This is a genomic window from Bacteroides helcogenes P 36-108 (genome assembly GCF_000186225.1).
Lineage (GTDB): Bacteria > Bacteroidota > Bacteroidia > Bacteroidales > Bacteroidaceae > Bacteroides > Bacteroides helcogenes.
This window is the reverse complement of record NC_014933.1, coordinates 2,391,594-2,404,116: the sequence shown is the minus strand read 5'-3', so window position 1 is coordinate 2,404,116 and position 12,523 is coordinate 2,391,594. Positions and strand designations below refer to the sequence as shown.

Below are 12,523 nucleotides of genomic sequence, written 5' to 3'. Positions count from 1 at the left end.
CCCTTTTTTATTCTATCATCCTGACAATCTGAAATGCCTCGGCCAGCCGCTTGCCTATGGTATAACCACGATACTGTGCAAGGATTTTCAACGCTTCCGAAGAACGGGGATGCGGAAAAGCACGGCTCTCGAACTCATAAGCTGCCATGGCATCGCATTTTGCCTGCAAGTCATCCTCCGAAATCTCCATATAGAAATTCGGCATGAAATGGCGGGGGTCGCAAGTAGCCTGCCACTCGCTGGCCGACGGAGTCTCGAAAGTAAAGACAGCCTTTACCTGTTCATCCTCCATAGGACGTGTGGCAGTCATCACTGCCTGGAAAGTCATCTGATGGTCAATATTAAGGTCACCTCCATGATGGGTAAAGATGAAGTCGGGGCAGAACTGCTCCTTCTCATGCTCCACTACCTTCACGATGTCAAGCAAGGCATGGCTGTCGAAACGGTTATCGGAAAAGTCATAAGCCTGCACGCTATGGTAACCAATGCACTGACGCGCCGTCTCCACATTCCGGTGATGCTTCTCCAAAGTTTCTTTCCAATACTCCGCATTGCGGGTATCGGAACGCGAAGTAATCCCCTCACCCAAGATTATGACCCGGGTCTGTATGCCCTGTTCCTTGATGAGCTTGTGCATGGTAGCACCCAAGCCTAACAGTTCATCGTCGGGATGGGCGGCAATGATCATGATTCGTTTATTACTGAACATACCGAACTATTTTAGTAAGTCGAAAGACAAAGGCGTTCCTCGTTCGACTGATTTCACAAACGTTTTACCCAAAACGTCTTTTAAGTATTTAGGAAGTATCCCATTGAAAGGACGTATAGCCTTTACATTATCCTCGGTCAAGACATCTCCTTCCTTTACATCGGCTACAACAAATAGGGATTTTGCAAAATCCCTGTTTTTTAAAGTGCGTTCCGACAAAGTATAATCAACTTTTCCTATACTTTTTTCTACATTACGTATGGATTCTATCATTATTCTGAATTCTTCCGGTTCCATAGAAAAGGCAGAATCGGGACCTCCCAACCTACGATCGAGTATAAAATGCTTTTCAATCATTTCTGCTCCAAGCGCAACAGCGGTAGTAGCTACTATATGCCCCATCGAATGATCGGACAACCCAACCCTAACTCCAAAGCGTCGTTTCATGTCGGGAATCATGGAAAGATTGGCGGCATCAATAGGGGCAGGATATGAAGATGTACATTTCATCAGTAATATATTATCATTCCCCACACTTCTGCAAGTATCAATGGCATTCCTTATATCTTCTTCGGTAGCAATGCCCGTTGACATGATTATCATTTTTCCGGTTCTTGCCGCTTTTTCTATAAGTCCCAAATCGGTAATTTCAAAGCTTGAGATCTTATAACAGGGAACATCTATCTGCTCCAGAAAATCAACGCCCGAAGGATCTGACGGAGTTGAAAAAAATCCCATACCCAAAGAATGGGCTAACTGCTGCAACTTAGGAATCCACTCCCATGGAGTATCAGTCTTGGTGTAAAGGCTAAATAAGGTTTCACCGTCCCAAAGCGTGCCGCCTTTTATCTGAAAAGGAGCTTTATCGCAATTGATTGTTACGCCGCCGTCTGCTTTATCGTTTTGCACCTTCACCACGTCAACGCCCACTTCGGCCATTGCCCGTATAGTTTTGACTGCGATATCATAACTTTGGATGTGGTTACATGAAAGTTCCGCAATTATCACAGTCTTATCTGAATTCAAGAAATCTATCATATTTTTCTACAATCATTTGTTACTAAACGAAAATTCCACAGCAAGTATGAATCTTGGATGTTTAGTCAATATATCATTCGTCCAAGCATAAAGGTTGATGTTCTTATAACTGTAGTAACATCCCAATGACAAATCGACATCCTGGTCGAACTTCCAAGAGTGAATAATACCCGCCATTGGAGTAAGGCTTTGACTACCATTTTTTCCCAACGGACAAGTATAGCCCAAATATGACCACTGCTTTGCCGAGGTAAGTTCATTCTTGTTGTTTTCCAACCACGTATCGGTTACATAGAACAGGCGACCGTCTTTTGTAATGTTACCATTTATATAAAGAGCTGAAGTCAGATAGCCAAATCTATGGTTATTCCCCATATCAAACGAAGGAGTCAATTGCCCACCTAACTTAAAATAGTCACAAAACTTATAGCCACCCCTCACTACATAACCTATATAGGATGCAGCGCCGTTGGTATAGAGGTCAGCCCCCACCTGCGCATAGTCAGAAATGCCATACTGCAATGTTGAATAAGTTTCCCAAGTGCTGGAATTGGCACGATATTTCATACTTGAGTAACCATACAATTTCTGATCACCGACAGTAGTTCCGAAATTCGGAATCTGGGCTCTGGCAATGGCCGTAACAGCGGCAAGAGCAACTATCAATACTATTTTCTTCATTCTTTTAAAAAAGTCAGAACCATTTTAATTATTTACTTATTTCTCGCAACGCGAATATCATTTACAATCATAAATGCCACCAAAACAAACCCAAGATAACCATTCAAACCATAAATCACATTCAATAATGGGCGATAAGGAACGAAGCAGGCAATCACACAGCCTGCCACTCCTGCCGCAATGGTCCAAATCTTGTATTTCCGACCTCCATCTTCCGAAATTTTTCTTACTCCCGTCCAAAGCAGAGGACATGCCGAGGAGTAAATGCCCATAAAGATGATTACCGCATACAGAAGCCCAAACACGGGGTGGATGTTTTTAGCCAAAACCAATGCGGGTACACCCGCATCCCAAGTAGTATCAATATTGGCAATGAGAGCCACACAGCAGACTGCTGCCACACCGAAAATGGCAACTGTAGATAGCAGCATGCCACGATTTACTTCCTTTACTTTATTCTTGGCCCCAATCTCACCAAGAAAAGCCGCAAACCACAGAATCACGAAACCACCATAACTGGCTCCTGAAGCGAATGAATTGCCGTCTCCCACTTGTGTGATATCATATTTATGACTATCCACGGCAAGTAAACCTGCATTGTAATTGTCCCAACCGGTCACGGCGGCCTCTACAGCTACAAATATGATGAGAATGATAATAACAGGCCCCACTATCTTTAGAGTTTTAAGCACACCATTTAAACCGAAAATGACCGTCAATATAGTAGTTGCCGCCAGTATCACAGCACCTGCACCATTTGGAAGCCCCCACTGCTCTATGCACGTGGAATTTGCGCCACCGCACATTACTATGAAACTCATGTAACAAAAGAAAGCCGAGAAATAATCAAAAAACGAACCAATCCATTTTCCACAATAAGCCTTATAAATATCACCGCCCCGTTGCAGTTTAAGTCTATTGCCATTTGACAAAAACGAGATATTGGTATAAACATAGATAAGGGCAGCTACCGCAATGACTATCCAAAATCGGGAGCCATACGAAGCTTCATATTGCATCACTTCCTGCATAGTGGAAAAGCCGGCTCCTATATAGAATGCAATGCAGGCCCCACAAAAGCCTATAATTTTTTTTAAAGACATCTCTCTCATACAGACTTGATGATTATTTTAGTTTATCCCAATTTTGAACAACAACTCTCCAAGGTTCGGGATCTTGCTCATTGTAGTAATACGTACACTTTACACTTTTGAAGTCTGAAAGCCATTCTGCCAGTGAACACCGTCCTTCTTCTACGCGTTTTGCATAGTCAATAGGTTCAACCATAGCAACAAACGGTTCAAACTTAACCGGCTCCGGACATTTATTCGTCAACATAGCCTCACACCAAAGAAGTGGCAAAGGATTTCCGGCTATTGTAGAAGCATAGCTCCAGGTTGAATTGCGAAAGTTCACTTCAAGAAACCACAGGTTATCATCCTTATCTACAAGAAATTCGATTTCCCATATACCTTCAAAGCCTATTTCTTCAAGCATTGCATTCAGTTTCTTGTGCAATTCCTTATCTTTAGGCATATAAGTGTCGTGAAGCGGGCTATAGTATCCCTTAATGGCATAACGGTATTTACACTCAACGCCTATAAACATCCCCTTACCTCTATTGTAGCTAAAGCCCTCGAATGTAATTTCTGACTTTTTGTCAACATAAGGCTGAATCATAATTTCCGGAGCCTTGATGGTAGCCATCACTTCGCACAGTTGCTGTTGATTTTCACAAATATGAAAATCACCTTTCCATGCACCGGATATAGGAGATATTGCTTTTGTAATCACCGGATATTTAAGTCCCTCCGGTATTTCGCCGACTTTTACAACTTGAGATTCCAGAACCGGTATGCCATGACGTTTGGCAATGTTCTGGATTTCCTTTTTCTCCATAAACTTCGTTGTACGCCCATTTTTACCGGAATTGAACAGAATAAAATAGTCCTTCAATTCCTCGTAGTTTCTATCGAACGGCTCCATTACATCATCATCACAGAAGATGAGAAATGGCTTTACACCAAATTTTCTGTTATAATCCGCATACTTTCCTACTACTGTATTATATGCTTCTTCAATGCTATCTACTTGATGAAGAGTCTTGATATACTTGCTTGCAGAAGCAATATGAACACGATATTTGATTCCTACAAAAATCGGCTCAATGCCATTTTCACCCAATGTTCTCAACACCCCAAGAGGATTATAATGCTCCAATGCAATAACAATCACCGGATGCTTTTTCAATTCTTCTGTCATAGCCAATCTAATTATTTTAATATGTTACCTTCTACAATGGGATTTTCAAATATGTAATCTTCAAGAGCCACAACTCCATTCGGGGTTTTCACAAGAGGTCTTGTACTTTGAATATTTACTACCAAACCATTCGGCATATCCCAACTATATCCCAAGTCGGAATAAGAAATTTTATTTATAATAATTTTTTCACCATTTATGGATGAAAATGCACCTGGATAATAAGGTTGTGCTTGAGCGCGAACCCAGTTCCGAATACGTTCTTTCTGCCAATTCCAATTTATTTGACCATCAGCAGGAGTACGCTTACCAAAAAAAGTTGCTTTTGTTTGATCTTGGGAAAATGATTTAAAGTTTCCGCTTTCAATATCAATGACCAATTCATAAGTCCACTTTGGATAATAATCGTAAGCTCTCACCAGCAGATCATATCCTGTTGCTTCATCTGATATTGGTAATGAGATTTGTTTTATTATATCTCCTTCGTCACATAATTCTGTGATGTGATGTGCAGTAATTCCTTCTATGCTTTCACCGTTTATTATAGCCCAAACATTGGGACAACGCCCTCTGTATTTAGGAAGTAACGAGCCATGAATATTAATGGAATGCAGTTTAGCTTTATTAATCAAATCAGATTCAATGATAAATAAATAATTGACAGATAAGAGTATGTCAAAACTCAACTTATTACAGTCAATGTAGGCAAGCGCTTTTCCATTTCTTGGATTCCCTTTGAAACATACTATTTCATTATCAAGGCAATACTCTATTATTTCCACTGAATTGGAGTCTGTAAGAACCAACGAAATAGGCAGATTTTGACTATTCAAGTATCTTAATACAAGATACCCCAAATGCCCAGAAACGCAAAAACAGTAAGTATATTTATAGTTGCGATTACTCTTTATCTCATTATTATCTAACATAATTCTCGGAATAGGTTAAGTATGTTCTCTGAACTATCATTAATTAGTCTGTTTTGTGAAAAGATATACTCTTCTATATGCTTTTCGTCAATAGCTGAATATGCAGCTTTCAGCTTATCATCAAATCCTTTATGGAAATCACCGCAATTATAGCCCAACGAATATTTCTCACAACAGGAAGCAATCATTCTCTGATTATCTACAGTATAGCCGGTTATGATGGGCAGGCGCGCACAACACGCTTCAAAAAAAGTAGTGCTTGCCGGTACTACGGCAAGAGAAGACAAGGACATCAGCTTAATCATCTGATTTGCGTCAATATTAGAAAAAACCGAAATATTATTGTCTTCCGCATACCTCTGTAACTCTTCTTTATTGCAATAACCTCCGCCTATTACTACAATGATATGCCTATCGTCTAAACCTCGTAAAAGTTTACAGGATTTTAGTGAAAAATCAAACTCGTCACTACCGCCATAACAGATGAAGATTGAACTACGGATGCCGGAAAATTGCATCTTGGTAGCATCTAAAAATTCTTTTCTCAGAAGGAGATAATCCATCCCTACACAGATTGAGGTATAGTCCTCACAATCATAATCGGATGCAGAGACACACAAAGAATGATTAATAATCAAATCTGCAAAAAAATGCTTTTCAGGGACATCATCTATACACACCAACTTGCATCCCTTTTGCTTTATCTGCTTCTGATATTGTGATGTATAATAATAATTGTCGAGCACCACGATTTCATCTCCATTCAGATACGATAGAAAATCGTCGTAATGTGTCTCCTCCTGCAAAGTGACATACGAACATACCTTCTCCATTTCACTCACCTGATAGGAAGTGGGATGACAAGTGAAGAAGGTACAGTCGAAATCCTCCTTCAACATATCGGCTAAAGCCAAAGTACGGATAAAGTGACCGTAACCGATAGCAGCGCTTGCATCGGCACGGAAATAGATTTTGTTCAAGAAAACGAAATGAATTAAAGAATTACAATTCTTTTCTTATTTTCTTTATAGTTGTCAACATGGAAGGAAGGTAATTCTTCCCCAGCATGGCTTCGGTCATTTCCCTTTTATGCATAAACACCTTCCTCTATAATGTTCTGCTTTAAGATTCCATCCATGTCTTCACGCAGTCTCACAATATCCACTGCACAACCAAACAAGTGCTGAAGTTCTTCTTTGATGTGAACCAGACTGAACATACTGGGTGTCTGCAACTCAACACAAACATCTACATCGCTCTCCGATGTTTGTTCACCACGCGCCACAGAACCAAATATTCCCATACGCATAATGCCGTATTTAGAAGCATTTTCAGCCATATACTTACGCAAAAGACTGATGTATTCAGATGTTGTCTTCATGTTTCTTCGTTTTTTACCACACACAAAGGTAGCGATAAATATCGAAACTGAAAATATTCAGCGTTTTTTCTACCTGCAGATTAGCGTCCAACGCCCGCAACCGTCTTTCTCAAAAAGGTCGCAATAAAGTTGACTACTTATTTTTTGGCCGCTTACTCATTGAAAGTTCTTCACCACATCAGACAAGGCTTCCATGCCCCATAAAAGCCTTCAAGAGTTCCAGAGTGTGGACTTCGACTGTGCCGTATGATAACATCTATATTCTTTTTTTGACGTGCCGGACAAGAGGCAAATATAAGAAAGACAAACCGGATCAAGTGTCCGCATCTGCTTACATAACTCTACAATGCGATGCAAACCATAATACGCACGTATCAAACGCCAATCATCAAGATTGCCATACTCAAGTACTCGCTGAACCACTTGCTGAGGACAGACATCCATAGAAGCTTGAGACATATCAATGTCCCAAAACAAAAAGGGTGACAACTTACTTAAGCATTCTTTTCCGTCCATATACAATTTCTTTTGCAGCAAAGATAATCCAAATGAAGAAAACATCAAAAGAAGAATGCTTCTTTTTTATTCTTCATCTATGCAGCAACTCATACTTCATCTCCGCCAACTGCCAATCGGTCAGCGTATCGAGATCCTGCACTTCGAGCTCGGAAAGCACCAGCCCGGCCGTATTCTTGCCCCAGAATGTTTTTTCCTGAATGAAAGAAGCTGTTTTTGCTACATAAAACTGTCCGGCATCATGATAGATAGTTTCCAAGTCTTGCGAACGGGAAGCCTCATATTCAGGATAAAGCATACTGATTTTCCCGTCAACAATGTGCAAGCTGCGCTGCACGGGATAGGAATAAGCCACACAAGTGAAAACGAAATCAATCTCAGAATTCATTTTCCCGTATGCTTCCTGAAGTCTTTCCGGTGTCACAAAAGGAGCTGTCGAGTAAATGCAACAAACCGTTTCAAACTCCCTGCCCAGTTCTTTATACTTCCCCAACACTTCAAGAGCCACATCGTCTGTACCGGCATAGTCGTTTGACATCTCGGCACTCCGCATAAAAGGGACTTGAGCACCATACTTACAGGCAGTCTCAGCAATCTCCTCATCATCGGTAGAAACCATCACCTCATCAAAAAGACCGCTTTGCAGAGCTGCCTCTATGGAATATGCAATGATGGGCTTGCCCATGAAAGGTTTGATATTCTTGCGCGGAATGCGCTTGCTGCCGCCACGGGCAGGAATAATCGCTATATTTTTCATTTTGATACAAATTCTATAACCTTTTCAATCACATACTCCTGCTCCTCATCCGTCAAAGTGGGATACATCGGAAGACTCAGGCAATGCTCGTAATACTCCTCGACCACAGGCAAATCCCCTTTCCGGTTGCCAAACTGCCGATAATACGGCATCAGATGAAGCGGGGCATAATGAACCTGCGCATAGACATTGTTCTCGTGCAGATAATTGTACAGACCCGGACGGTCATCCACCTGGATGATATAGAGGTGGTAGGCATGATAAGCATCCCCGGCATTGTAAGGGGTACGGATGCCCGCCACCTTTAAGAACGCTTCATTATAGCGTTTCACAATCTCGTGGCGACGGTCGAGACCGGCATTTGCCCGGCTCAACTGGGATACGCCCAAAGCAGCCTGGAAATCTGTCAGACGATAGTTGAATCCTAACTCCTGCATCTCGTAATACCAACCGCCATGATGCTCGTGCAGCAAAGCAGGGTCTTTCGTGATGCCATGGGTACGGTACAGACAGAGTTTGTCATAAAGCGCCTTGCTGTTGGTGGTCACCATACCTCCCTCACCCGTGGCGATATGCTTCACCGGATGGAAAGAGAATACGGCACAGTCGGCAAAATTACCGTTGCCGCAATATTGTGCATTACCTTTACTGTCCATGAAATAACCGCCGGGAGCATGGCAGGCATCCTCGATAATCCAAAGGCCATACTCGTCGGCAAGCTTGCTGAATTCTTCCAGGTTCAAAGGATAACCCGCAAAATCAACGGGAACAATGCCCCGGTAAGTTCCCTTGGGGGCAGCCTGCAACATGGTTCTCAACTTGTTGACGTCCATCAGATAAGTATCTTTGTCAATGTCACAGAACACCACCTCACCACCACAATAGCGGATGCAATTGGCACTGGCGGCAAAGGTCATGGGGGTGACAATCACCTTGTCGCCCGGCTTCACACTCAGTGCGGTAGCCGCAAGATGGAGCCCTGAAGTGGCGTTATTGACCGCTACCGCATACTTAGCACCTACATAGTCGGCAAACTTCGTTTCGAACTCCCTGATTTTGGGGCCTTGGGTCAGATAATCCGACTTCAATGTCGCAATGACCGCCTCAATATCCTCGTCAGTGATGTGCTGGCGACCGTATGGAATAGGCTTGCTTATCATTTCACCTCGAAATCAGGGTCAACGTATTTCTTGATGTTCTCACGCATGGACTCTACCGTCTCCCACTCGGTGTTGCTGTCACTGCTATAATGGAAACCGTTGGGTACGGGCACTGCGTTGTGATGTTTGATAAACTCTTCACGGCTATGCTTATAAGACACGGAGGGAAGAATCACATAATATCTGCCCAAGTCAATGGTATCGAGAGCATCGGTCACGGTAATCATCTCCTCGTGCAACTTCTCGCCCGGACGAATGCCGACTTCCACCTGCGGCAAGTTAGGAGCAATGGCAGTAGCCACATCCTTGATATGGTAGGAAGGTATTTTAGGAATAAAGATTTCACCGCCCAAATGATGCCCGATGGCATACATCACCAAAGCCACACCGGCTTCCAAAGAGATGTTGAAGCGGGTCATGCGCATATCGGTAATGGGAAGTTCCTTTGCGCCATTGTCACGCTTATTGACAAAGAAAGGAATTACGGAACCGCGGGAGCCCATCACATTGCCATAACGAACCACAGAAAACTTGATGTCCTTGGAACCACTGATATTATTGGCTGCCGTAAAAAGCTTGTCGGATGTAAGTTTGGTAGCACCGTAAAGATTGATGGGAGCACAAGCTTTGTCGGTAGAAAGAGCGACCACATGATGAACACCTGTGGCAAGAGCCGCTTTTATCACATTCTGCGCACCGTGAACATTGGTCTTGATACATTCTTCCGGATTGTACTCAGCGGTATCCACCTGCTTGATGGCAGCGGCATGGATAATGACATCCACTCCCTCACAGGCACGCGTCAGACGTTCGAGGTCGCGGACATCACCGATAAAATAACGCATTTGGGGGTATTTCTGCTCCGAATATTTCTGCTTCAGTTCGAATTGTTTCAACTCATCCCTGGAGTAGATAATGATTTTCTTTACTTGCGGATAATCACGAAGAATGGTCTCCACAAACTTCTTACCGAAAGAACCTGTTCCTCCGGTAATCAAAACGGATTTGTTATTAAGCATTATAATGAAATTTTTTATTCATCAATATATTCCCACGGATAGGGATTATCCACCACATTCCGGAACTCGGCGATGGCTTCCTGCTGCTCGGCGGTAAGCGGCTTCCCCTCCCAAGAGGTGATAATGGCACGGGCTTCATCGGCCAAAGGCTTGTCAAAAACCTCACCATAGCAAGCCGTGAGCAGACGGAGCTTGAGCAGCGAGGCGGGAAGGGAATCGAGGATGTCCCAACAACGGTTCAGCACTTCCTGAATATGATCCTGTTTTTCGCCATGATCTATGAAAGAGGCACTGTAGCCCATCAAAAGGGCAAGGCAGACGTTGCCCTGTTCTTCTGTAGTTGCACCTTTCGCTCCGGAATTATACAAAGAACCGGTCAGACGATAGACTTCACCGTTACGACGAGACAAGTCAGCGCTATAGACAGGACTGCCGTCCATGCCCAAATACATCAGGTCGTGCGCAGCACGCTGAAGGATTATTGCTTCTTCGGAAAGAGACATAATTATTGTAATTTTATGATGGCTATTTGATTACTTCTATCAAATCGGGATGGATGGTGGCCATCGCAACAGCAATGACACCCTGTATCTGAACAACCACACGGCGGTCGCGAGCACCCTTCACTTTCAGGAAAATGCCCTCCTGACCCTCGAAGTCGCCGCCCGTGACACGAACCTTAGTGCCTTTGGAGAGGTTCAGATCTTCGGGACGAAAATAAAGGAGATGGTCGTTGTAAGTTCCGGCAACGGCAATGAAGCGCCGCATCTCATGGTCGGGAATGATTATCTTACGCCCGCTACGGGTATCGGTGATGTATTGCAGGTAGGATACCTGGGACTTGACACGCTTCAATTCGGAAGGAAGGGCATGGACAAAAAGAAGGTTGTGGACAACGGGCACAAGGGCACGGACCTTCCTGCCTCTGCGCAGGCTCACCTTGTATTGCATGGGGACGAAACAGCCTATCTGTTCCTTTTCGAGAAGGCGCATGGCATCCGGCTCCCGCCGGTATGTGGCACGCATGGCGTACCAGATTTCGGTTTCTTTCTCCCTATCCATCTTCGATTGTGTTCAGAAAAAGGCATTCCTCCGGGGCTTTAAACCCCGTACATTATACTGGAATTCAATCAATTGCGAGCATTTTATGTGAAATACGGCAAGCCTTATGCCCATCTTGCCAACTGTTATTTTGAACTCACTCATACCATGAAGGTAAGTAGCTATAAACAAACGTGTTGAGAGAAAAAAGCGTTCATTAGACGTTCGTTTAATGGACGTCAATATATTTCATTTTAGCAGGGTATGGAAAGCATCAAAAGGAAGATATATTTAAAATATTATTTTTGAATCTTATAATATTGTGGTGTAGATGATTAAGTATATTTTATATGTACATCCAAAAATATTTTTATTAAACATTTTGGCGCTTTCAAAAATCGCACTTATCTTTGCGTCCATTAAACGAACGTTTAAAAAACGCTTTTAAAAAGCAGATTATATATCTGCATTACAATTGATTACACTATTTTTCGGATTATATTTTGTCTTACATCGTGTAATACAAAAAATTAATACCGTGTCCACACGAAGTCAGCTTCCTGTAAACACGGTATTAATTTTCTATTCTGAATAAATGAAAACGTCGGCTCTTATTCAACAAGTCCTATTACCTGTTGCAATAATTCCGGCATCTCGAAAGTAGCGTTCTTGATATCAGCAATCCGGTTCTTTCCTCCAACAGTCAGGGTAAAATGCATCTGGCGTTTATCTTCCTTACCAATAAGGCGAGTAATCAGCTTCTTATCCTCTACTGAACGAATCACTTTTGAAGTATTGGAGGCAGACAATCCCAAAGCCTCCGCTATCTCGCTGGAAGTAAGTCTGGGACGGTTCAGCAAAGTACACAGAAGCATACCTTCGTTCAATGAAAGATCGTACATCTGCATAAATTGTGCCTCAAACTCGGCAATCGCCCGATAGACATCACGGATTTTACATAAAGTCTCCATTGAGTTTCCTCCATATTTTGTGATGCAAAAGTAACAATAAAAAGCGAAATGAAAAAAAC

Annotated in this window: 15 protein-coding genes; all 15 read right to left on the bottom strand. The window is 42.8% G+C overall.

The window, feature by feature from the left end:
* Positions 1–7: 7 nt before the first annotated feature.
* The 15 genes from BACHE_RS09695 to BACHE_RS09625 all read right to left on the bottom strand — a co-directional run bounded on the left by BACHE_RS09695 (position 8) and on the right by BACHE_RS09625 (position 12,464).
* Complete coding sequence (locus BACHE_RS09695) at positions 8–709, bottom strand: PIG-L deacetylase family protein (protein ID WP_013547520.1); 702 nt, start codon at positions 707–709, stop codon at positions 8–10.
* A gap of 6 nt (positions 710–715) precedes the next feature.
* Positions 716–1,747: a pseudaminic acid synthase gene (gene pseI / locus BACHE_RS09690; protein WP_013547519.1), complete on the bottom strand. Its 1,032-nt coding sequence runs from the start codon at positions 1,745–1,747 to the stop codon at positions 716–718.
* Positions 1,748–1,759: 12 nt separating this feature from the next.
* Positions 1,760–2,428, bottom strand: coding sequence for a hypothetical protein (locus tag BACHE_RS09685; RefSeq protein ID WP_013547518.1), 669 nt, complete (start codon positions 2,426–2,428; stop codon positions 1,760–1,762).
* Positions 2,429–2,460: 32 nt separating this feature from the next.
* Positions 2,461–3,531 carry a YkvI family membrane protein gene (locus BACHE_RS09680; RefSeq protein WP_222836623.1) on the bottom strand — a complete coding sequence of 357 codons (1,071 nt, stop codon included), beginning with the start codon at positions 3,529–3,531 and terminating at the stop codon, positions 2,461–2,463.
* A gap of 22 nt (positions 3,532–3,553) precedes the next feature.
* Complete coding sequence (locus tag BACHE_RS09675) at positions 3,554–4,690, bottom strand: ATP-grasp domain-containing protein (protein ID WP_013547516.1); 1,137 nt, start codon at positions 4,688–4,690, stop codon at positions 3,554–3,556.
* Positions 4,691–4,701: 11 nt separating this feature from the next.
* On the bottom strand, positions 4,702–5,472 hold the full coding sequence (locus tag BACHE_RS09670; protein WP_187289263.1) for a methionyl-tRNA formyltransferase: 771 nt from the start codon (positions 5,470–5,472) through the stop codon (positions 4,702–4,704).
* Between the two features lie 140 nt (positions 5,473–5,612).
* Positions 5,613–6,599, bottom strand: coding sequence for a UDP-2,4-diacetamido-2,4,6-trideoxy-beta-L-altropyranose hydrolase (gene pseG / locus BACHE_RS09665; RefSeq protein ID WP_013547514.1), 987 nt, complete (start codon positions 6,597–6,599; stop codon positions 5,613–5,615).
* A gap of 107 nt (positions 6,600–6,706) precedes the next feature.
* Entirely contained in the window at positions 6,707–7,000 is a 294-nt protein-coding gene (locus BACHE_RS09660; protein ID WP_013547513.1) for a nucleotidyltransferase family protein, read from the bottom strand.
* Between the two features lie 210 nt (positions 7,001–7,210).
* A complete protein-coding gene (locus tag BACHE_RS18080; RefSeq protein WP_041579784.1) occupies positions 7,211–7,516 on the bottom strand; it encodes a DUF6922 domain-containing protein in 306 nt (101 codons plus the stop codon).
* Positions 7,517–7,589: 73 nt separating this feature from the next.
* Positions 7,590–8,273, bottom strand: coding sequence for a pseudaminic acid cytidylyltransferase (gene pseF / locus BACHE_RS09650; protein WP_013547511.1), 684 nt, complete (start codon positions 8,271–8,273; stop codon positions 7,590–7,592).
* A complete protein-coding gene (pseC, locus tag BACHE_RS09645; RefSeq protein WP_013547510.1) occupies positions 8,270–9,433 on the bottom strand; it encodes a UDP-4-amino-4,6-dideoxy-N-acetyl-beta-L-altrosamine transaminase in 1,164 nt (387 codons plus the stop codon). Before pseC ends, pseF begins: the two co-directional genes overlap by 4 nt.
* Positions 9,430–10,452 carry a UDP-N-acetylglucosamine 4,6-dehydratase (inverting) gene (gene pseB / locus BACHE_RS09640; RefSeq protein WP_013547509.1) on the bottom strand — a complete coding sequence of 341 codons (1,023 nt, stop codon included), beginning with the start codon at positions 10,450–10,452 and terminating at the stop codon, positions 9,430–9,432. Before pseB ends, pseC begins: the two co-directional genes overlap by 4 nt.
* Before the next feature lie 14 nt (positions 10,453–10,466).
* Entirely contained in the window at positions 10,467–10,955 is a 489-nt protein-coding gene (locus tag BACHE_RS09635; protein ID WP_013547508.1) for a UpxZ family transcription anti-terminator antagonist, read from the bottom strand.
* 22 nt (positions 10,956–10,977) lie between these two features.
* Complete coding sequence (locus BACHE_RS09630; protein WP_013547507.1) at positions 10,978–11,514, bottom strand: UpxY family transcription antiterminator; 537 nt, start codon at positions 11,512–11,514, stop codon at positions 10,978–10,980.
* A 590-nt stretch (positions 11,515–12,104) separates the two neighbouring features.
* The gene (locus BACHE_RS09625; protein ID WP_013547505.1) at positions 12,105–12,464 is read right to left on the bottom strand and encodes a MarR family transcriptional regulator; all 360 of its coding nucleotides are present in this window, start codon (positions 12,462–12,464) and stop codon (positions 12,105–12,107) included.
* Positions 12,465–12,523 lie beyond the last annotated feature (59 nt).

Excerpts from the sequence above, each read along its gene's own strand:
- pseC (WP_013547510.1), bottom strand. The coding sequence starts at position 9,433 with ATGATAAGCAAGCCTATTCCATACGGTCGCCAGCACATCACTGACGAG.
- BACHE_RS09695 (WP_013547520.1), bottom strand. The coding sequence starts at position 709 with ATGTTCAGTAATAAACGAATCATGATCATTGCCGCCCATCCCGACGAT.
- BACHE_RS09685 (WP_013547518.1), bottom strand. The coding sequence starts at position 2,428 with ATGAAGAAAATAGTATTGATAGTTGCTCTTGCCGCTGTTACGGCCATT.
- BACHE_RS09630 (WP_013547507.1), bottom strand. The coding sequence starts at position 11,514 with ATGGATAGGGAGAAAGAAACCGAAATCTGGTACGCCATGCGTGCCACA.
- pseB (WP_013547509.1), bottom strand. The coding sequence starts at position 10,452 with ATGCTTAATAACAAATCCGTTTTGATTACCGGAGGAACAGGTTCTTTC.
- pseF (WP_013547511.1), bottom strand. The coding sequence starts at position 8,273 with ATGAAAAATATAGCGATTATTCCTGCCCGTGGCGGCAGCAAGCGCATT.
- pseI (WP_013547519.1), bottom strand. The coding sequence starts at position 1,747 with ATGATAGATTTCTTGAATTCAGATAAGACTGTGATAATTGCGGAACTT.
- BACHE_RS09625 (WP_013547505.1), bottom strand. The coding sequence starts at position 12,464 with ATGGAGACTTTATGTAAAATCCGTGATGTCTATCGGGCGATTGCCGAG.
- BACHE_RS09680 (WP_222836623.1), bottom strand. The coding sequence starts at position 3,531 with ATGTCTTTAAAAAAAATTATAGGCTTTTGTGGGGCCTGCATTGCATTC.
- BACHE_RS09675 (WP_013547516.1), bottom strand. The coding sequence starts at position 4,690 with ATGACAGAAGAATTGAAAAAGCATCCGGTGATTGTTATTGCATTGGAG.
- BACHE_RS18080 (WP_041579784.1), bottom strand. The coding sequence starts at position 7,516 with ATGGACGGAAAAGAATGCTTAAGTAAGTTGTCACCCTTTTTGTTTTGG.
- BACHE_RS09660 (WP_013547513.1), bottom strand. The coding sequence starts at position 7,000 with ATGAAGACAACATCTGAATACATCAGTCTTTTGCGTAAGTATATGGCT.
- BACHE_RS09635 (WP_013547508.1), bottom strand. The coding sequence starts at position 10,955 with ATGTCTCTTTCCGAAGAAGCAATAATCCTTCAGCGTGCTGCGCACGAC.